The sequence below is a fragment of the Kitasatospora sp. NPDC058048 genome (genome assembly GCF_042885555.1).
In the GTDB taxonomy this organism is placed as follows: Bacteria; Actinomycetota; Actinomycetes; order Streptomycetales; family Streptomycetaceae; genus Kitasatospora; species Kitasatospora lactacystinica.
This window is the reverse complement of the sequence record NZ_JBHVRT010000014.1, coordinates 128,405-146,956: the sequence shown is the minus strand read 5'-3', so window position 1 is coordinate 146,956 and position 18,552 is coordinate 128,405. Positions and strand designations below refer to the sequence as shown.

The following is an 18,552-nucleotide window of genomic DNA, read 5'->3' as shown; positions in this document are numbered from 1 at the left end:
GGTGTGTTCAGCGCGTGGCCGGGGTCGGGCAGGCCAGGGTGGGCGCGTCCGGGCGGGCCCCGGCGGCGGAGAGCGTGGCCAGCGGGGTACCCGCGAGGCCGAGGACGGCCTGCGCGGTGGCCCGGGCGCCGTTGCCCGCGTTGAAGCCGGAGGCGTCGTAGGCGACGGCGCCGCGGAGCGCCGGGTCGGCGGCGCAGCCCTGCTGGAACTTCACCAGCCGGCCCCAGCCCTTGAGACCGGAGCCGAGGCGTCCACCGGAGAGCAGCGCCTGGGTGGCCAGGCCCGTGCTGTTGGCGTTGGAGGTGGTCGACCCGGCAGCCGCGAACCCGCCGTCGGCGTTCTGGTGGGCGGTGAGCCAGCCGAGGCCCGCGTTCGCCTTGGCGGTGCGGCCGGTGGCGGCGAGGGCCTGGGCGGCCAGGGCGGTGGCGTCCGGGTCGCTGGTGCAGGCGGCCTGGCCGAAGGAGACGGGGAAGCCCCCGTCCGCGCACTGGCTGTTGGCGAGGTAGTCCACGGCCGCCGCCGGGGCGTCACCGGGCGTGCGGTGCAGGGCGATCAGGGCCAGCGACTGGCCGAAGGCATTGCTGTAGTCGCCCCACTGCGAGCGGTCGGAGAAGCGGCCTTCGGCGGTCTGCAGCGAGCGCAGCCGGGCCGGCAGGTCGACCCCGCCGAAGGCCGTCGGGTTCCCGCCGCGCACCTCGACGGCGAGCAGCAGCTTGGCGGTCACGCCCGCGTAGGCCTCGGTGGTGCCGTCGCCGAGGTAGCCGCCGATGATCTCGGGCTTCGCCAGCCAGGCGGTGGCCTTCGCGGCGGCCTCGTCGGCGCTGTGCGACGCGGCGAAGGCCAGCACGGCATCGATGGTCAGGCCCTGGTCGGGGTAGGCGGTCCCGTTGAAGACGGACTCGAAGTGGTCGCCGTCGACGAGCTGGCGGGCCAGCCAGCCACCCGCGGCGGCGTCGGGACGGACCGTCGGCGACGACGTCGAGGTGGCGGGAGCAGCGTGGGCGGCGGTGGCCGCCGGGAGTGCGGTGGCGAGCGTGAGGGCGGGTATCGCGAGCAGACCGAGGGAGCGGCGAACAGCGGGCATGGGATGCCTTTCCGGGCCTGGGCGCAGGGGCCCGGAAGGCGTCGGCGAGCGCCGAGGGGCCAGCGGGCTCCGGCCCGCAGACCACGACGGGAGGAGGGGTGACACACCTCCGCCGACGGGTACTCGGGCTCGCCGCCGACGCGGGGTCGGCGGCCTACCGTTGCGGGTCAGCGCCGGATTCGAACCGGACTTCCCCCAGCGGCGGAGTCACAACATGACGGCCCATCATGACGATGCCCGAACAGCGGGTCAAGGGATCCCGGGCCCGGACCCCGATGCCACGCGCGCCGCGGTGTCCGCCGCCACCAGGACGTCGCACATCATCACCAACTCGCAACCGCCGCCCAGCGCGTAGCCCGCGACGGCCGCCACCACGGGCTTGCGCAGGGCGGCGAAACGGTCCCGGGCGGCGAACCAGTCGCCGAGGCAGGCGTCGACGAACTCGAGGGACTGCATCTCCTTGATGTCCGCGCCGGCCGCGAAGGCCTTCTCCGAACCGGTGACCACCAGACAGCCGATCTCCGGGGCGCGGTCGAAGGTGGCCGCGGCCGCGACCACCTCGTTCATCAGCTGGGTGTTCAGCGCGTCGAGCGCCTTCGGGCGGTCGAGCGTGATCAGCCCGACCCGGCCCTTGCGTTCGACCAGGATCGTCTCCTACGTCATGCGGTGTCCTTCCCGAAGGTGGTGATGATCGCCGAGAAGTCCAGGCCCGAGCCTTCGGACGACGCGAAGTCCGCGTACAACTGCGCTGCCTTGCGCCCGAGTTCCGTGGGCAGGCCCGCGGCTTCGGCCGCGCCGGCGGCCAGTCCGAGGTCCTTGGCCATCAGGGCGGCGGCGAACCCGGCGGCGTAGTCGCGGTTGGCCGGGCTGGCCGGCACCGGCCCGGGGACGGGACAGTTGCTGGTGAGCGCCCAGCACTGCCCGGAGGCGGTGGAGGCCACGTCGAACAACGCCTGGTGGCTGAGCCCGAGGCTCTCGCCGAGCACGAAGGCCTCGCTGACCGCGATCATCGAGATGCCGAGGATCATGTTGTTGCAGATCTTCGCCGCCTGGCCGGCACCGGCCGCGCCGCAGTGCACCACCTTGCGCCCCATGACCGCCAACACGGGCTTGACCGCGGCGAATTCGGCCTTTTCGGCGCCGACCATGAAGGTCAGGCTCGCAGCCGTCGCGCCGACCACCCCACCGGAGACCGGTGCGTCCACCGCGCGCTGCCCGGCACGTACGGCCAGGTCGTGCGCCTCCCTGGCGTCGGCGACGTCGATCGTGGAGCAGTCCACGAAGAGGGTGCCCGGACGGGCTGACGGCAGCAGCTCCGCGTAGGCGGCCAGGACGTGGCGGCCGGCCGGCAGCATGCTGATGACGACGTCGGCCTGTCGGGCCGCCGCGGCGGCGGAGGCCGCCGGGCGGACGCCGGCCGTCTCCGCTTGCCGCAGCGCCTCCGGCGCGAGGTCGTAGCCGGTCACCTGATGTCCGGCCTCGACAAGGTTGGCGGCCATCGGGCCGCCCATGTTGCCCAGTCCGATGAATCCGATGGTGAGGGTCACCAGCGCTCCAGGGGGGTTGTGGTGGCAAGGCCGAGTTCGCGCTCGCCGAGCGGGGCGAAGTAGCGGGCCACGGTGGCGGGTTCGACGGCGCTCAGCGTCTCCGGACGCCATCGTGGCGAACGGTCCTTGTCGATCACCTGGGCCCGGATGCCCTCGGCGAGGTCCGGCGTGGCGAGCGCCGCACAGGAGGTGCGGTACTCCTGGTCGAGGACGGCCTCCAGCGGGCCGAGTGCCCGGGCCCGGCGCAGCGCGGCGAGCGTCGCCTTCACGGCGGTCGGGGAGTTGGCGGCGATCCGGTCGACGGCCTTCTTCGCCTCGGGTTCGCCGCTCTCCCGCAGCCGGTCCAGGATCTCCTCCACGGTTCCGGCCGCGTAGCAGCTGTCGATCCACCCGCGTCGGTCGGCCAGCGCACCGGTCGGCGCGGGCTCGACGTTCCGTTCGAGGGCGTCGTGGACGGGCAGTTCGGCCAGGTCGTCCAGCAGGGCGGGCAGTCGTTCAGCGGGGACGAAGTGGTCGGCGAGCCCGCACAGCAGGGCGTCGGCGGCACCGACGGAACCCGCGGTGAGGGCGAGGTGGGTACCGAGCTCCCCGGGGGCGAGGGCGAGCAGGTAGGTGCCGCCGACGTCGGGGACGAAGCCGATGCCGGCCTCCGGGAGGGCGACGCGCGTGGTCTCGGTGACGATCCGGACGCTGCCGTGGGCGGAGACGCCGACCCCGCCGCCCATCACGATGCCGCCCATGAGCGCGACGTAGGGCTTGGGGTAGCGGGCGATCCGGGCGTTGAGGCGGTACTCGTCTCGCCAGAACTCCTCGACGGCGCCCGGATCGCCGCCGGTGGCAGCCCGGTGGATGGCGACGATGTCGCCGCCCGCGCAGAAGGCCCGCTCGCCGGCGCCCGTGACGACGACGGTGTCGACCCGGTCGTCGCCCTCCCAGGTGTCCAGGGCTTCGGAGATCGTCCGCACCATGCCGTGGGTGAGGGCGTTCAGGGCAGCGGGGCGGTTGAGGACGATCAGTCCGGCCCGTCCCTCGCGCTGGAGGATGACCTCGTCGAGGTCGGTCCCGGCCATCACGCGGCTCCGGTCAGGCCGCGGGCGACGATGACGCGCATGATCTCGTTGGTCCCTTCCAGGATCTGGTGCACCCGCAGGTCGCGGACGATCTTCTCGATGCCGTACTCGGCCAGGTAGCCGTAGCCGCCGTGCAGTTGGAGGGCCTGGTTGGCCACCTCGAAGCCGGTGTCGGTGGCGTAGCGCTTGGCCATGGCGCACAACTGCGGCGCCCGGGGGTCGCCCCGGTCCAGCGCCGCGGCGGCTCTCCACAGCAGCGCCCGGGCGGCCTCCAACTCCGTGGCCATGTCGGCGAGTCGGAACTGCAGGGCCTGGGCGTGCAGCAGCCTGGCGCCGAACGCCTCGCGATCCGCCAGGTGGCGGGTGGCCCGCTCCAGCGCGTGTTGTGCGCCGCCGAGGGAGCAGGCGGCGATGCCGAGCCGGCCGCCGTTCAGCCCGTTCATCGCGATCCGGAAGCCCTCGCCCTCCGCGCCGAGGAGGCGGTCGGCGGGCAACCGGACCCCGTCCAGCAGTACCTGGCGGGTCGGCTGGGCGTTCCAGCCCATCTTCTTCTCGTCGGGCCCGAAGGCGACCCCCGGGTCGTCGCGCTCGACGACGAACGCGGAGATCCCGTCCGGCCCGGGGGCACCGGTCCGGGCCAGCACCACGTACACCTGCGAGGCTCCCGCACCGGAGATGAACTGCTTGACGCCGTCCAGCACCCAGTGGTCGCCGTCGCGCACGGCCCGAGTGGCGATCGCGGCCGCGTCGGAGCCGGCACCGGGCTCGGTCAGGCAGTAGCTGCCCAGGTGCTCGGCCGTGCAGAGCGCGGACAGCCAGCGAGCGCGCTGCGCCTGCGTGCCGTAGCGGTCGAGCATCCAGGCGACCATGTTATGGATGGACAGGTAGGCGGCGATGGACGGGCAGCCGGTGGCGAGTGCCTCGAAGGCCACCACGCCGTCCAGCCGGGAGAGTTCGGAGCCGCCCGCGCCCTCCCGGACGTACACGCCGGCCAGACCCAGGTCGGCTGCCTTGCGCAGCACGTCCACCGGGAAGTGCTTGGCCTGGTCCCACTCCACGGCGTGCGGCGCGAGGTACTCCTCGGCGAAGGCCCGGGTGGTCCGGGCGATGGCGCGCTGGTCCTCGGTGAGGTCGTGCATCGCGCTCATCCCATCGTCGGCATGGTGAAGCTCGCGCCCTCCTTGACCCCGGAGGGCCAGCGCGAGGTGACGGTGCGGGTGCGGGTGTAGAAGCGGATCGCGTCCGGCCCGTGCTGGTTGAGGTCCCCGAAGCCGGAGCGCTTCCAGCCGCCGAAGGTGTGGTACGCGATCGGCACCGGGATCGGCACGTTGACCCCGACCATGCCGGTGTTCACCCGGCGGGCGAAGTCCCGGGCGGTGTCGCCGTCCCGGGTGTAGATGGCCACGCCGTTGCCGAACTCGTGCTCACTGGGCAGCCGCAGCGCCTCCTCGTAGTCGGCGGCACGCACCACGGTCAGCACCGGGCCGAAGATCTCCTCCCGGTAGATCCGCATGCCGGGCGTGACCCGGTCGAAGAGGGTGGCGCCCAGGAAGTAGCCGTCCTCGTTCCCCTCCAGGCGGAAGTCCCTTCCGTCCACGACGAGTTCGGCGCCCTCCTCGACCCCGAAGTCCAGGTAGCCGCGGACCCGGTCCAGCGCGTCACGGCCCACCAGCGGGCCGAAGTCGGCCGCCGGGTCGTCCGAGCGCCCGACCTTGAGCGCGCCGATCCGCTCGACCAGCTTCGCCACCAGGGCGTCCGCGGTCTCCTCCCCCACCGGGACGGCCACCGAGATCGCCATGCACCGCTCGCCGGCCGATCCGTACCCGGCGCCGACCAGCGCGTCGGCCGCCTGGTCGAGGTCGGCGTCCGGCATCACGATCATGTGGTTCTTGGCGCCGCCGAAGCACTGCGCCCGCTTCCCGTGCGCGGCGGCGGTGGCGTACACGTACTGGGCGACCGGTGTGGAGCCGACGAAGCCGAGGGCCTGCACCCGCGGGTCCTCCAGCAGGGTGTCCACGGCCTCCTTGCCGCCGTTGACCACGTTGAGCACGCCCGGCGGCAGCCCGGCCTCCAGGAACAGCTCGGCCAGCCGCAGCGGCACCGAGGGATCGCGCTCCGAGGGCTTGAGCACAAAGGCGTTTCCGCAGGCCAGCGCGGGCGCTGCCTTCCAGAGCGGGATCATCGCCGGGAAGTTGAACGGCGTGATGCCCGCGACCACGCCGAGCGGCTGGCGCATCGAGTAGACGTCGATGCCGGTGCCCGCGTTGTCGCTGAACTCGCCCTTCAGCAGGTGCGGGATCCCGGCGGCGAACTCCACGACCTCCAGCCCGCGTTGGAGGTCGTTATGGGCGTCGGCCACGGTCTTGCCGTGCTCGGCGGAGAGCAGCCGGGCCAGCTCCTCCTTCTCCTGCTCGACCAGCTGCAGGAAGCGCAACAGGACGCGGGCCCGCCGCTGCGGGTTCCAGGCGGCCCACGCGGGCTGGGCCTGCGCGGCGTCGGCGATCACCGCCTCGACCTCGGCGCGGCTCGCCAGGGGCACCCGGGCCTGCACCCGGCCGGTGTTGGGGTCGTACACGTCGCCGAAGCGACCGGAGGTGCCGACGGTGGGCTTTCCGGCGATGAAGTGGGTCAGTTCTCGGACCATCGGTTCCTTCTCTCGACAGGGGTGGGGAGAGGAGGAATGGAGGCCGCCGCCGACGGGCGGGCGCACGGTGATGCGGCCCCGCAGCGTCACGGTGGCGGTGGCATGACGTACCGTCAGAGCAGGTGGGCTCCGACAGCCGTCGGCACAGGACAGCCAGGAGCAGCGGAACGGGAGCAGCCCGGAGTCATGCGTGTCGTCTCCATCCTCGTGGAAAACACGGATCACCCGCGGCCGGTATCCTGACTCCCGGATCACCGCACGCCCTCAGGCCTTCCCGGCTGGCTGCCAGTGGCTGTCATCTGCGAGGACGGACTCCCCGGTCACAGTGGCGGGACCGTGCCGGACTCACACCGGCTTCCCTGACACCGCGGACCTGTCATCGACCATATAGTTGGACGTCCTAGTAAGTCCAGGGATTCGTGCTCGCGTCGCACCACCGTGATCTCGCCACGCCGAGCTCTCCCCGGCCTCGTTCCGGGGCCTGGCACCCAGGACCCGAAGCAGACCGGCCTGCAAACGGGGCCTGGGCGAGTGCCATCCCGATCTACTGCAACAGCTCGTCCGAGCCGGCAGCCCGCAACACCCGATGCTCGCTGCTGAAGCAGACGTGCGACGAGGGGGATGCCGGCACTTCCCCGGGCCGGATCATCGGCACCAGCACGGTCGCGACGCTCGCCGGACTCCAGGACCGGGATCCTGTCCTGAAGTCCGGTGGCAGGCGCGGCTTCGGGAGCACCCCGCGGCCCCGACGGGGGTGGCCCGGGGCAGCTGGGTTCAGACCCGGGCGGGGTGGGTGAGGGTGTGCCAGGCGGCGTAGCCGCCGAGGAGGTCGGAGATCTCGGTGTGGCCGTGGTGGCGCAGCAGGCTGGCGGCGATGGAGGAGCGGTGGCCGCTGGCGCAGTGGACGACGAGGGGGCGGTCGGTGGGGATCTCGTCGAGGCGGCCGGGGAGTTCGGTCAGGGGGATGTGCAGGGATTCTTCGATGGAGCCCGTTTCGCGCTCGCCGCAGGTGCGCACGTCCAGGACGGTGGGGGGCTGCTCGTCGGCGAGCGCGGTGCGGAGCCGGTCAGCGGTGAGGCGGCCGGCGGGGGTGACCTCGTCGGCGAGGGCGGGCAGGGCGTTGCCGGGGTTGCGCAGGTAGCCGGCGATGTGGTCGAAGCCGATGCGGGCGAGGCGGGTGATGACCTCGCCCTCGCGGTCCTGCGGGGCGATGATCGCGATGCTGCTGTCGGGGGTGAGGACGGTGCCGGCCTGTTCGGCGAAGCGGCCGTCGACGGGGACGTTGATGGCGCCGCGGATGTGTCCCGCGCCGAACTCCTGGGGGCTGCGGGCGTCGAGGACGACGGCGCCTGCGTAACGGGCCTCCTTGAAGCCTTCGGGGCACAGGGGGCGGGCTGCGTTCGTGGGATCCAGCAGCGGGCGGTCCTGCCGGTTGAGGGCGGCGTCGTGGCCGAAGTAGGCGGGGGCGGTGGACTGGCCGGCGGTGACGATGCGGACGAAGGTGTCCTGGTCCATGGGCCGGCAGGCGTAGTTGGTCAGTCGCTGCGCCCCGATGGTGGACTGGCGGTCGGCGGAGAGGTTCTTGCCGCAAGCCGAGCCGGCACCGTGGGCGGGGAAGACGAGGGTCTCGTCGGGCAGGCCCATCAGCTTGCGGTGGACGCTGTCGTAGAGCATCGCGCCGAGTTCCTCGGCGGTGACGCCGGCCGAGGCGAGCAGGTCGGGACGGCCGACATCACCGATGAACAGGGCGTCGCCGGTGAGCACACCGTACGGGACGGTGTCGTCGGGCTGCTCGAAGACCAGGATGCTGATCGACTCGGGCGTGTGGCCGGGGGTTTCGAGGACCTGGACGGTGACGTCGCCGAGTTCGATCCGCTCTCCGTCGGTGAGCTTGCGGATGGGGTACTCGGTCTCGGCGCGGTGACCGTACCCGATCCAGGCGCCGGTGCGGGCGGCGAGTTCGAGGTGGCCGGCCAGGAAGTCGGCGTGGAAGTGGGTGTTGATGACGCCGACGACGGTCAGGCCACGCGCCATGGCGTCGGCGAGGTACTCGTCGACGTCCCGGCGGGGGTCGACGATCACGGCCTGGCCGGTGCGTTCGTCGGCGATCAGGTAGGAGGCCTGGGAGAGGCAGTCGAGGTAGTACTGGCTGAAGATCACGGGGTTGTCTCCTCCGGGTCGGGCCTTGGCCTTCTCCTGGTTGGCGAAGCCGGATTCCTGGGCGCCACAGCGCCATCGTGATACCCCCCTCGGTATATTTCCGAGCATACGGCTTCGGGAGCCGATACGGGCGGGGGTATGTCCGAACGATTTCGATAATACCCCCGGGGGTACTATGGTGAAGCCATCGAGGGGGTCGGCCACCGCCGCCGAGCCGATACGGGCGGGGCCGAGGACGCACCGGCCACGCCGCCGTACCGGGCCGTCGGGCCCGTACGGACGCCCGCGCCGCCCCCGACCCACCGGACCACTGCGATCCGGTCTGCACCACTGGAGACACCGCATGCCTTTGCTGCCGCACGCCCACGGGGCCGCTCCCCACGAAGACCGCGCCCGCGGACACCGCACCCCCGGGCGGACCACCCCCACCGAGGCCCACGAACTCGCCCGCACCGGCGCCGCCGTGCTGCTCGACGTCCGGGAGGCCGCCGAGTTCACCGCCGGGCACGCCCCCGGCGCGCTGCACCAGCCGCTGATCGGCCTGGTCGCCGGTGTCCCGCTGCCGCCCGCGGCGGCCGGCCGGACCGTACTGGCGATCTGCCGCTCCGGCCACCGCTCCCAGCGCGCCGCGGAGCTGCTCGCCGAGCGCGGCGTCGAGGTGCTGAACGTGGCCGGCGGCATGAACGCCTGGGCCCTGTCCGGGCTCCCGGTCACCACGCCCGACGGAAGCGCCGGGCACGTGATATGACCACGCTGCTCCTGGCACTCGCCGCCGGCGCGGTGGTCGGCCTCGCCCTGGGCGGGCTGGGCGGCGGCGGCAGCATGCTCGCCGTCCCCGCCCTGGTCTACCTGCTGGGTTTCAGCCCGGCACTGGCCACGACCGCCAGCCTGGTGATCGTCGCCGCGACCTCGCTGACCGGCCTGATCGCCCACGCCCGGGCGGGCCGGGTCCGCTGGCGCACCGGCGCCCTGTTCGCCGCCGCCGGACTGCCCCTCGCCGCGGCCACCGGGGCGCTGTCCGCCCACCTGCCGGGCGCGCTGCTGACCGGCGCCTTCGCGGTACTGGCGGCGCTCGCGGCCTTCCGGATGCTGAGGCCGCCCAAGGCCGGAGCGGCGGAACGTTCCGCCGCAGGACTCGGCCGCTCCACGGCCGCCGGCGCCGGGCTCGGCGCCGTCACCGGACTGCTCGGCGTCGGCGGCGGCTTCCTCGCCGTACCGGCCCTGGTCTCGGTGCTCGCCTTCACCATGGCCGAGGCGGTCGGCACCAGCCTGCTGGTCATCACCGCCAACTCGCTCGCCGCCCTGCTGCCCCGCCTGGGCGCGACCGGCGCGATCGACTGGGCCGTGGCCGCGCCCTTCACCGGGGCCGCGATCCTCGGCGCCTGGGACGGCAAGCGGCTGGCCGACAAGCTCAGCGGGAGCACCCTTCGGAAGGCCTTCGCCGTCGCCCTGCTCGCCGTCGCCGCGCTGATGCTGATCACCACGCTGGCCTGATTCACCACGCCGGGCCGATCAGCACACCGGGCCGACCACCGCAGCGGGCCGGCCACCGCGCCGCCGCGGCGGGCCGACGCCCAACCCCCCGATCCCCCATCCCCCAGCCACACCCCCTTCCCGAGAGGACCCCGCATCCCCATGACCACGCCGCTGACCGTCGAGCAGTTCCAGCCCCGCCTCGGGCAGCTCACCCTCATCGACGTCCGCTCCCCCGGCGAGTACGCCGCGGGCCACATCCCCGGCGCCCTGAACGTCCCGCTCGACCAGCTGGACCGCGCCCTGCCCACGCTGCGCGAGGCCGCCGCGCACGGCGAGATCGCCGTCGTCTGCGCCGCCGGGCCGCGCGCCGACAACGCGTGCCGCCAACTGTCCGACGCCGGCATCCCGACCCTCACCCTGACCGGCGGCACCAACGCCTGGGCCGACGCCGGCCGGCCGCTGGACCAGGTGGCCGGCGCCCGCCGGGTGTGGGCACTGGACCGCCAGGTCCGCCTGGTGGCCGGTTCGCTGGTGCTGGCCGGGGTGCTGATCGACCTCGCCCTGCCGGGCGCCCGCTGGGTCTCCGCGGCCGTCGGCGGCGGGCTGGCCTTCTCCGCGCTGACCAACACCTGCGCGATGGGATCGATGCTCTCCAAGCTCCCGTACAACCGGCCCCGCCCCGGCACGCCGAGCCTGGACGAGACGCTCGCCACGCTGAAGCGCTGAACCCCGCCCCAGGACGTGAAGGCTCCCGCCCACCCCCGTCGGGCGGGAGCCTTCACCATTCGTCCCGGTCACCTCCCGGAAGCCGTTACCGCACATCCCGTTGACGCGACCGAAACAACCATGTGAAATGTCACCCATCACATGCGATGCATCATAGCTCGGCTTTCCCACCCGATTTGAACGTTCCAACGCCATCACCCCACCGACCGACCCGAGGTAGCTCCGCCATGCCGCCCCGCCCCCGCGCCTTACCCACCGGTCTCGCCCTCCTGACCGTCCTCACCGCCCAGGCCCTCGGCGCCGCCCCGGCCCCGGCCGCCGCCGGAGCACCGCTCGTCGACGGCGGCAGCTACCAGCTCGGCTCCGCGCTGGACGGCTCCTGCCTCGGCCCCCAGTACGCCCAGCCCGCCCCCGGCACCCCGGTGCTCGGCGCGGCCTGCGGACGCCTGCTCAGCCAGCGCTGGCAGCTGCGCCGCACCGGCGGCGACTACCTCCTGGTCAACACCGCCAGCGGCCGCTGCCTCACCCTCGGCGGCCCGGACCACCGCCCCGCCACCGCCGACTGCGGCTCCGCCCCCGAGGCCGAGCGCTTCACGGTCTCCCGTGCTCCGCAGGGCACCTACACCCTCACCGTCCGCGGCACCGGCGCCTGCCTGACCGCCGACCCGGCCCCGGTGAGCCACCACTGCGACCACCGCCCCGCGCACCGCTGGACGCTCACCCGCACCGAGCCGCTGGTCCTCGCCGACCCCGGCTTCGAGCAGAGCAGCGGAAGCGGCGGCCCGTCCACCGCCGCCGGCTGGACCTTCACCCCCCACACCGGCACCGCCACCAACAACCCGCACGGCGGCAGCCGCCTCGCCTACCTCGACGCCGGCCCCGGCTACACGGTGAGCCAGCAGGTCACCGCCGTCACCGCGGGCACCTACGACCTGTCCGCCTGGATCGCGACGGGCGGCGCCGGCGGCAGCCTCTCGGTGAGCGTCAACGGCACCGTGGTGCGCTCCCTGCCGCTGCCCGAGCAGTCCACCTACGCGAAGTACACCCTCCCCCGGGTGCGGGTCGCCGCCGGCGACCGGCTCACCCTCGCCATCGGCTCCTCCCCGACGGGCTGGGTCAACGTGGACGACGCCGCCGTCGCCCCGTCCGCCCCCAACGACCCGGTGATCAGTTCCTCCGACCCCGAGGTCGTCGCCCTCTTCGACTGGGCCAAGACCAAGGCCAACAGCTGGGTGCAGCAGCCCGGCGCCACCGGCGTGCTCGACCAGGACGAGAACCACCCCGGCGGCACCGGCACCACCACCTACGACGCCTCCTACTGGGCCGGCTACCCGTTCCGCTCCGCGTTCTACAGCCGTGACTTCGCCCACCAGCTGGTCGGCGCCCACCTGCTCGGGCTCGACGCCGAGAACAAGACCATGCTGCGCGGCTTCGCGGCCTCCGCCACCGAGGTCAACCGGCTCTACCCGGTCTGGGCGCTCAACTTCGACGCCCGCAGCTACGCGGCCATCGACTACCGCGGCCCGGACCGCTTCGTCCGCGAGCTGCCCGCGCCGTTCGAACTCGTCCAGCAGGCGGGCGAGGCCTTCCGCTGGACCGGCGACCGGGACTACGCCGAGGACCCGGGCCTGGGCCGCTACGTCCGCAACACCCTCGGCCCGTTCATCGCCGCCCGCCCCGGCCCGGTCGACAACGGCGGGGTGCCGATCCCGCAGGCCACCAGCCGCAGCATCTTCGCCGGCACCGCGAGCTACGCCGAGAACGCCACCCGCACCTACGCCGAGGCGGGCGACGCGGTCGGCGCCCAGTACCAGGCCTACCTCGCCGCCGCGACACTGGCCGAGGCCCGGGGCGACCACGCCTCCGCCGCCGGCTACCGGAAGGCCGCCGACCAGCTGCACACGTACGTCAACTCCACCTGGAGCGTGGACGGTTCGCAGCCCGGCGAGGTCGTCCACGGCTACGACACCACCGGCAAGCCGATCACCGGCTGGGGCTACGAGGCGAGCGTGCTGATGCCGGTCAAGCGGCTGCTCGACCCGGGCCCGCGCCGGGACGGCTTCCTCGCCGCCGTCGACGCCGCCGACTCCGGCCCGGAGCGCTCGGCCAACCTGGAGGCCTACACCTACCTCCCGGACGCCTTCTTCGCCAACCACGACGGCACCACCGCCTGGAAGTGGATGCGGCACATCTACGAGAGCACCGGCGAGCCGCACGTGAGCGGCGCGATGCTCAACGGCGACTACCCCGAGGTCCCGTTCACCCTGCTCGCCCAGACCGTCCAGGGCCTGCTCGGCGTCACCCCGGACGCCGCCGGCCACGCGCTCACCACCGCCCCACAGCTGCCCTCCTCGATGGGCTGGCTCCAGGTCGCGGGCATCCCGGTGGGCGCCGGCACGGTGACCGTCCGCCACGACGGCGCACAGCGCAGCACCGTCACCAACACCGGTACCGAGCGGCTGACCTGGGAGGCCCGCTTCCCCGGGCAGCACGCCCGCGTCACCGTCGACGGCGCACCGCGCGAGGCCCGCACCACGACCGTCGACGGCGTGACCTACACCTCCACCACCGTGACCCTCGCCCCCGGCCGCTCCGCGACCGCGACCGTCACCGACTGACCCCCACACCGCACCACCCGCGGCCGGCCGGCCCCACCCGGCCGGCCGCGGTCCCCTCTCCCCCCACGAGTCTTCCCGACCAACCGGTCCCCCCACATCCTCAGGAGTGCGCACATGCGCCGAACCCGCCGCCGTCTCGCGGCATCCCTCCTGTCCCTCGCCCTCGCCACCGCCGGCCTGGGAGCCGTCGGCCTCGGCACGGCCGCCCCAGCCGCCGCGCTCGGCAACGGCAACGCCCTGACCCCGCCCATGGGCTGGAACTCCTGGAACTCCCTCGGCACCGAGGTCACCCAGGAGCAGGTCGTCCAGACCATCGACTTCATGGCCGCCAACGGCCTGGTGGCGGCCGGGTACGACACCGTCACCATCGACGACGGCTGGTCGCTCTGGCACCGCGACGGCCAGAGCACCGACCTGGTCCGCAACGCCGACGGCGGCATGCAGCTGTACGACAACGCCGGGAACCCGGTCAGCGGCACCGACGGCACCGGCAACGACCCGACCTCCGGCCACCTGATCCCCCGCCCCGACCACTTCCCCGCGCAGACCGTGGACGGGCGCAGCGTCAACGGCATCGAGTACCTGGCCCGCTACGCGCACGGCAAGGGCATGAAGTTCGGCCTCTACGCCACCGACACCTACCTCACCTGCCAGATGCACCCGGGCAGCCTCGGCCACGAGTCCACCGACGCGGCCGACTTCGTCTCCTGGGGCGTCGACTTCGTCAAGTACGACGACTGCCCGTACGGCCCGCAGATCGTCGGCCCGGACGGGCACAACTACTACACCCAGGGCGAGGGCAAGGAGCTGACCCGCTCGGTCTACGCCCGGGTGCAGACCTTCCAGCGCGCCCTGGACGCCGCCTCCGCCGCCCAGGGCAGGCCCAAGGTCACCCTCAGCGTCTCCGCCCAGCCCGCCCACACCGGCGTCCCGTACCTGCTCGCCGCCGACGACCCGGCCCGCACCGACCCGGTGGTGCAGGCCGCCGGGACGGCCCCGTTCCACGCCCCCGGCTACGCGCCCACCGGCGTCTGGTGCGGCCAGGTCGCCAACCTCTGCCGGATCGGCGGCGACCGGGACAGCGAGCTCGACGGGGTGCTCTGGAACGGGCAGCTGCAGACCGCGCTGCAGTACCCGGGCAACGTCCGCCCGGGCAGCTGGAACGACCTGGACATGATGTTCACCGGCTGGCAGGACGTCTACGGCCTGTGGGGCACCACCGACACCTGCGTCTGCCACAAGCCCTTCACCGACGACGAGTCCCGCACCGAGACCTCGATCCTCGCGATGCTCGCCGCGCCGCTGATCTCCGGCGCCGACCTGCGCACCGCCGCGCAGTCCGGGCACAGCGACGGCGGCTACACCTGGTCCACCGGGATCGACGGCGCGAGCCTGGCGATCCTGAAGAACCGCGAGGTGATCGCGATCGACCAGGACGGCCTCGCCAAGCCCGCCACCCTGGTCGGCGCCAGGCCGGCCGACGGGCGCGCGCCGGTGGTCCTCAAGCGGCAGCTCGCCAACGGCGACACCGCCGTGCTGCTGGTCAACCAGGACCCGTCGGCCGGCCACACTGTCTCCACCAGTCTCACCGAACTCGGCCTCGGCGGCTCCGGCTACCGGGCCAAGGAGCTGTGGACGGGCGCGAGTTCGACCGTCACCGGGCCGATCGGCGCCTCGCTCCCGGCGCACGGCGCGGCCCTCTACCGGCTCACCCCGGCGTCGACGGGCGGGCCGTCGGGCGTCGTCGACGACGGGAAGTACCACACGCTGACCAGCGGCGGCCTCGCGCTCTCGCTGCTCGGCTCCTGCACCGCGCCGATCGCCTCGATCACCGACCTGGAGCCCGCGCGCCCCGGTGACGCGGCGCAGCAGTGGACCTTCACCACCAACCCCGACGGCACCGTCCGGATCACCGACAACTGCGCCACCGCCACCCACCGGCACACCGTGCTCTCCGCCGGGAGCTCGGCCGGCAACAGCGCCTACCTGCTCGACCTGTCGCCCGGCAACCCCTGGCAGGAGTGGAAACTGACGCAGGGCCCGGCCGGCGTCACCGTCACCAACGTCGCCACCGGCCTCGCCCTCGACGCGGGCGCCGGCACCGCCGGCACCCCCGTCACCACCCGCCCGGCCGCCGGCCAGAGCTGGACCGTCGCCTCCTGAGCCGAGCGCGTCACGAGGACCCGGGGCCAGCCGTCCGCACGGAGCGGGCGGCCGGCATCCGGACCAGCACGGCCACGCTCAGGCCGAAGATCAGCACACCCAGCGGGACGTGGACCGACGGCACGTGCGCGATGCCGAGGACGACCTGCGCCGAGGCCAGCACCAGGAAGCCCGACGCGTACAGGATCGGGCGGGGCGAGCCGCCGCCCGGCCGCCAGGCCAGGACGGCGGCGAGCACGTACAGCATCGAGGCCCCGTACATCACCCGCGCGCCGATGCCGTGCAGCAGTTCGCCGTAGGAGGTGGAGAGCAGCAGGCCGGCCGAGACCGCCTGGAGGAGGACGGTCGCGGTCTGGAGCGCGACGGAGACCCGCAGGAAGGCCCGGGTGCGCTGTGCCACCGCCGTTCCCGACACCGTCCCCGTCGGCGCCGTCCCCGACGCCGCCCCCGTCGGCGCCGTCCCCGTCGCCGCCCTCGCCGTGGTGTGGATGGCCATGTCGTGTTCCCCTCTTCTGCCTCGCGGCGGTTGATCGATAGTGTCCCGGTGATCCGACGAAACAGGCCGGCGAAGTGTGAGGCGGGGTCCGTCCCGGGGCGGACATCGCAGGCCGGCTCGTGGTCGGGTCGCAGCGGCGAGAACGGCAGGAGCCGCGAGCGCGGCGAGAGCGGCGAGAGCGCCGGCGGACGAGACGAGGCAGGGAGCGGCCCCGACCATGAACACCCCGTCCGAGCCCGGGCAGGAGCGGCCCGTACCGGAGCTGAGCGTGATCGTCGGCGAGCGGCGGCAGCTGATCAACCTCGCCTACCGGCTGCTCGGTTCGCTGGCCGAGGCCGAGGACGCGGTGCAGGAGACGTACGCCCGCTGGTACGCGCTGCCCCGCCGGCAGCAGGAGGCCATCGCCTCGCCGGGCGCCTGGCTGACCACGGTGGCCACCCGGGTCTGCCTGGACCTGCTCGGATCGGCGCGGGCCCGGCGGGAGCGGTACGTGGGCGAGTGGATCCCCGAGCCGCTGCCCGACCGCAGCGAGTGGATCGGCGGGCCGGCCGGCGGCGGCGGACCGGCCGACCCGGCGGACTGGGTGACCCTGGACGAGTCGGTGAGCATGGCCTTCCTGGTCGTGCTGGAGGCGATGACCCCGGCCGAGCGGGTGGCGTTCATCCTCCACGACGTCTTCCGCTACCCCTTCCCCGAGGTCGCCGGGATCGTCGGCCGGACCCCGGCGGCCTGCCGGCAGCTGGCCGCCTCCGCCCGCCGACGGATCAGGGCCGCGCAGGCCCCGACGACGCCGACGGGCGCGCAGGCCGGTCTGGTGCGGCACTTCAAGGAAGCCTGGGAGGCTCGGGACATCACGGCCCTGATCGCCCTGCTCGCCCCGGACGCCACGATGACCGCCGACGGCGGCGGCCTGGCCGGCGCCGCCCTGCGCCCGGTCCGGGGCGGCGAGCGGATCGCCCAGTACCTGGTCCACCTCGCCGACCGGGCCCCCGGGCTCACACTCCTCGAACGGACCGTCAACGGCCGCCCCGGCCTGGTGGCCCGGCACGGCGGCCGCACCGCGACGGTGGCGGCGTTCGAGCTGGCGGACGGCCGGATCACCCGCATCTGGGCGGTCCGCAACCCGGAGAAGCTGCGCCCGTGGACGGAGGACGACCCGCGCGAGGGCTGAGACCCCGCCCTGCTGCTCGGCCACCACCTCCGCCCCCGGGCACTCCCGCGCCAGGTCGATGCAACGCGCGGCCGGCAGGTCCAGCCGTTCGACGCCTGTGCGGAGGTGGGCCCGGCGGTCACCGCCCGACCGGTGCCTCCCGCGTCGCCGTCGGCCCGGACCCGGCTGACTCGGGCAGCACCGGCTCGGGCAGCACCGGCTCCGGCAGCGTCCGGAACAGCGCCCAGCTCAGCACCGGCATCAGCACCAGCGGCAGCAGCGCCGTACGCAGCGAGGTCGCGTCCGCGAGGGCGCCGATCACCGGGCTCGCCAGGCCGCCGATGCTGACCGTCAGCCCGAGGGTGATCCCGCTCGCCGTGCCGATCCGCGACGGCAGGTAGTCCTGCCCCAGGGTGACCTGCAGCGAGAACGGCACGTACAGCCCCGCCGAGGTCAGCGCCACGAACAGGTACAGCGCCGGCCCCGGCACCAGCAGCACCCCGGCCACCGCGACCGCCGCCACCAGGTACGACCAGCGGGACACCGCGACCCGCCCCCACCGGTCCGCCAGCGCGCCGCCCAGCACCGAACCCACCGCACCGCCCGCGTACAGCACCACCAGCGCCGCGGTACCCGCCGCCGGACCGCCGTTGAGGCGCTGGGTGGCGTACAGGGAGAGGAAGGTGCTCAGCCCGACGAAGGCGATCGAGCGGCAGACCACCGCGAGCGACAGCCTCAGGAACGCCGCCCGGTCGTCGGCGGCCGGCGCCGGGGGCCGCGCCGCCCCGGCCGCCCGGCGCCGCTCCAGCTCGCGCAGCACCGGCAGGCAGAGCGCGGCGCCCACGAGCGCGGGCAGGGCCAGCAGCGGGGTCAGCCGCAGGCCGCCCGTCCCGACCACCGCGGCGACCAGCAACGGGGCGGCCGCGAAGCCCAGGTTGCCGCCCAGCGAGAACCAGGCCATCCCCCGGTGGACGCCCGGCCCGCCCGACGCCGCGGACGCTCCCTGCTTCCCCGGCGCCCGCTGCGCCGCCAGCCGGGCCACCCGGGCCGACTCCGGGTGGTAGGCCGCCACCCCGACCCCGGACAGCGCCACGAAGAGCAGCGTCAGCCCGTACGAGCCGCTCACCCCGCTGAGCGCGATGCCGGCTCCGCCCAACAGCGTGCTGACCGGCAGCAGCCAGGGCAGCGGCCGACGGTCGGTGAGCGCCCCGAACAGCGGCTGCGCCACCGAGGAGAGCAGCGAGGCGGCGAGCACCACCCCGGACACCGCGGCGTAGCCGTAGTGGCGTTCGGCGACGAGGAAGGGCACCAGGGCCGCCACCGCACCCTGGTAGACGTCCACACAGGAGTGCCCGACGGAGAGCAGCAGGATCGACCCGTGGTCGGAGTTCTTCGGCATGCCGCCAGCCTCGGGCCTC

General features: G+C 73.9%; 14 protein-coding genes, 1 pseudogene and 2 riboswitches. Of the genes and pseudogenes, 6 read left to right on the top strand and 9 right to left on the bottom strand.

Annotated elements, in window-relative coordinates; translation table 11 throughout:
- Nucleotides 1-7: 7 nt before the first annotated feature.
- From ACFVVA_RS17210 to ACFVVA_RS17180, 7 genes and pseudogenes are all read right to left on the bottom strand, one after another.
- Complete coding sequence (locus ACFVVA_RS17210) at nucleotides 8-1,084, bottom strand: prenyltransferase/squalene oxidase repeat-containing protein (RefSeq protein ID WP_387690304.1); 1,077 nt, start codon at nucleotides 1,082-1,084, stop codon at nucleotides 8-10.
- A 96-nt stretch (nucleotides 1,085-1,180) separates the two neighbouring features.
- Nucleotides 1,181-1,321, bottom strand: a riboswitch (cobalamin riboswitch).
- A gap of 18 nt (nucleotides 1,322-1,339) precedes the next feature.
- Nucleotides 1,340-1,732 (bottom strand): annotated as a pseudogene (locus ACFVVA_RS17205) (enoyl-CoA hydratase-related protein); the annotation flags it as partial.
- Nucleotides 1,733-1,743: 11 nt separating this feature from the next.
- On the bottom strand, nucleotides 1,744-2,631 hold the full coding sequence (gene mmsB, locus ACFVVA_RS17200) for a 3-hydroxyisobutyrate dehydrogenase (protein WP_387690302.1): 888 nt from the start codon (nucleotides 2,629-2,631) through the stop codon (nucleotides 1,744-1,746).
- A complete protein-coding gene (locus tag ACFVVA_RS17195) occupies nucleotides 2,628-3,701 on the bottom strand; it encodes an enoyl-CoA hydratase/isomerase family protein (protein WP_387690301.1) in 1,074 nt (357 codons plus the stop codon). Before ACFVVA_RS17195 ends, mmsB begins: the two co-directional genes overlap by 4 nt.
- Nucleotides 3,701-4,849: an acyl-CoA dehydrogenase family protein gene (locus ACFVVA_RS17190; protein WP_387690299.1), complete on the bottom strand. Its 1,149-nt coding sequence runs from the start codon at nucleotides 4,847-4,849 to the stop codon at nucleotides 3,701-3,703. Before ACFVVA_RS17190 ends, ACFVVA_RS17195 begins: the two co-directional genes overlap by 1 nt.
- The gene (locus ACFVVA_RS17185) at nucleotides 4,846-6,345 is read right to left on the bottom strand and encodes a CoA-acylating methylmalonate-semialdehyde dehydrogenase (RefSeq protein WP_387690297.1); all 1,500 of its coding nucleotides are present in this window, start codon (nucleotides 6,343-6,345) and stop codon (nucleotides 4,846-4,848) included. Before ACFVVA_RS17185 ends, ACFVVA_RS17190 begins: the two co-directional genes overlap by 4 nt.
- A 211-nt stretch (nucleotides 6,346-6,556) precedes the next feature.
- Nucleotides 6,557-6,748, bottom strand: a riboswitch (cobalamin riboswitch).
- Between the two features lie 371 nt (nucleotides 6,749-7,119).
- Nucleotides 7,120-8,505 carry a rhodanese-like domain-containing protein gene (locus ACFVVA_RS17180; RefSeq protein WP_387690295.1) on the bottom strand — a complete coding sequence of 462 codons (1,386 nt, stop codon included), beginning with the start codon at nucleotides 8,503-8,505 and terminating at the stop codon, nucleotides 7,120-7,122.
- Nucleotides 8,506-8,848: 343 nt separating this feature from the next.
- Here ACFVVA_RS17180 and ACFVVA_RS17175 point away from each other — a divergent pair, with 343 nt between their 5' ends.
- From ACFVVA_RS17175 to ACFVVA_RS17155, 5 genes are all read left to right on the top strand, one after another.
- Nucleotides 8,849-9,253 carry a rhodanese-like domain-containing protein gene (locus tag ACFVVA_RS17175; RefSeq protein WP_387690293.1) on the top strand — a complete coding sequence of 135 codons (405 nt, stop codon included), beginning with the start codon at nucleotides 8,849-8,851 and terminating at the stop codon, nucleotides 9,251-9,253.
- Complete coding sequence (locus tag ACFVVA_RS17170; RefSeq protein ID WP_387690291.1) at nucleotides 9,250-9,999, top strand: sulfite exporter TauE/SafE family protein; 750 nt, start codon at nucleotides 9,250-9,252, stop codon at nucleotides 9,997-9,999. The genes ACFVVA_RS17175 and ACFVVA_RS17170 overlap by 4 nt, the downstream gene beginning before the upstream one ends.
- Before the next feature lie 141 nt (nucleotides 10,000-10,140).
- The gene (locus tag ACFVVA_RS17165) at nucleotides 10,141-10,707 is read left to right on the top strand and encodes a rhodanese-like domain-containing protein (RefSeq protein ID WP_387690289.1); all 567 of its coding nucleotides are present in this window, start codon (nucleotides 10,141-10,143) and stop codon (nucleotides 10,705-10,707) included.
- 227 nt (nucleotides 10,708-10,934) lie between these two features.
- Nucleotides 10,935-13,325, top strand: a complete 2,391-nt coding sequence (locus tag ACFVVA_RS17160; RefSeq protein WP_387690288.1) for an RICIN domain-containing protein — start codon at nucleotides 10,935-10,937, stop codon at nucleotides 13,323-13,325.
- Between the two features lie 114 nt (nucleotides 13,326-13,439).
- Complete coding sequence (locus ACFVVA_RS17155; RefSeq protein ID WP_387690286.1) at nucleotides 13,440-15,488, top strand: alpha-galactosidase; 2,049 nt, start codon at nucleotides 13,440-13,442, stop codon at nucleotides 15,486-15,488.
- A 10-nt stretch (nucleotides 15,489-15,498) separates the two neighbouring features.
- Here ACFVVA_RS17155 and ACFVVA_RS17150 read toward each other — a convergent pair whose 3' ends face one another.
- The gene (locus ACFVVA_RS17150) at nucleotides 15,499-15,888 is read right to left on the bottom strand and encodes a hypothetical protein (RefSeq protein ID WP_387690284.1); all 390 of its coding nucleotides are present in this window, start codon (nucleotides 15,886-15,888) and stop codon (nucleotides 15,499-15,501) included.
- A gap of 313 nt (nucleotides 15,889-16,201) precedes the next feature.
- Here ACFVVA_RS17150 and sigJ point away from each other — a divergent pair, with 313 nt between their 5' ends.
- Entirely contained in the window at nucleotides 16,202-17,155 is a 954-nt protein-coding gene (sigJ, locus tag ACFVVA_RS17145) for an RNA polymerase sigma factor SigJ (RefSeq protein WP_387690282.1), read from the top strand.
- Nucleotides 17,156-17,273: 118 nt separating this feature from the next.
- On the opposite strand, the gene ACFVVA_RS17140 is transcribed toward sigJ, so the two are convergent.
- Nucleotides 17,274-18,533: an MFS transporter gene (locus ACFVVA_RS17140; RefSeq protein ID WP_387690280.1), complete on the bottom strand. Its 1,260-nt coding sequence runs from the start codon at nucleotides 18,531-18,533 to the stop codon at nucleotides 17,274-17,276.
- Nucleotides 18,534-18,552: the final 19 nt, after the last annotated feature.

What these genes read in the sequence shown, in the direction of transcription:
- ACFVVA_RS17185 (WP_387690297.1), bottom strand. Translation starts at nt 6,345, where the DNA reads ATGGTCCGAGAACTGACCCACTTCATCGCCGGAAAGCCCACCGTCGGC.
- ACFVVA_RS17190 (WP_387690299.1), bottom strand. Translation starts at nt 4,849, where the DNA reads ATGAGCGCGATGCACGACCTCACCGAGGACCAGCGCGCCATCGCCCGG.
- ACFVVA_RS17165 (WP_387690289.1), top strand. Translation starts at nt 10,141, where the DNA reads ATGACCACGCCGCTGACCGTCGAGCAGTTCCAGCCCCGCCTCGGGCAG.
- ACFVVA_RS17195 (WP_387690301.1), bottom strand. Translation starts at nt 3,701, where the DNA reads ATGGCCGGGACCGACCTCGACGAGGTCATCCTCCAGCGCGAGGGACGG.
- ACFVVA_RS17155 (WP_387690286.1), top strand. Translation starts at nt 13,440, where the DNA reads ATGCGCCGAACCCGCCGCCGTCTCGCGGCATCCCTCCTGTCCCTCGCC.
- ACFVVA_RS17210 (WP_387690304.1), bottom strand. Translation starts at nt 1,084, where the DNA reads ATGCCCGCTGTTCGCCGCTCCCTCGGTCTGCTCGCGATACCCGCCCTC.
- ACFVVA_RS17170 (WP_387690291.1), top strand. Translation starts at nt 9,250, where the DNA reads ATGACCACGCTGCTCCTGGCACTCGCCGCCGGCGCGGTGGTCGGCCTC.
- sigJ (WP_387690282.1), top strand. Translation starts at nt 16,202, where the DNA reads ATGAACACCCCGTCCGAGCCCGGGCAGGAGCGGCCCGTACCGGAGCTG.
- ACFVVA_RS17140 (WP_387690280.1), bottom strand. Translation starts at nt 18,533, where the DNA reads ATGCCGAAGAACTCCGACCACGGGTCGATCCTGCTGCTCTCCGTCGGG.
- ACFVVA_RS17160 (WP_387690288.1), top strand. Translation starts at nt 10,935, where the DNA reads ATGCCGCCCCGCCCCCGCGCCTTACCCACCGGTCTCGCCCTCCTGACC.
- ACFVVA_RS17175 (WP_387690293.1), top strand. Translation starts at nt 8,849, where the DNA reads ATGCCTTTGCTGCCGCACGCCCACGGGGCCGCTCCCCACGAAGACCGC.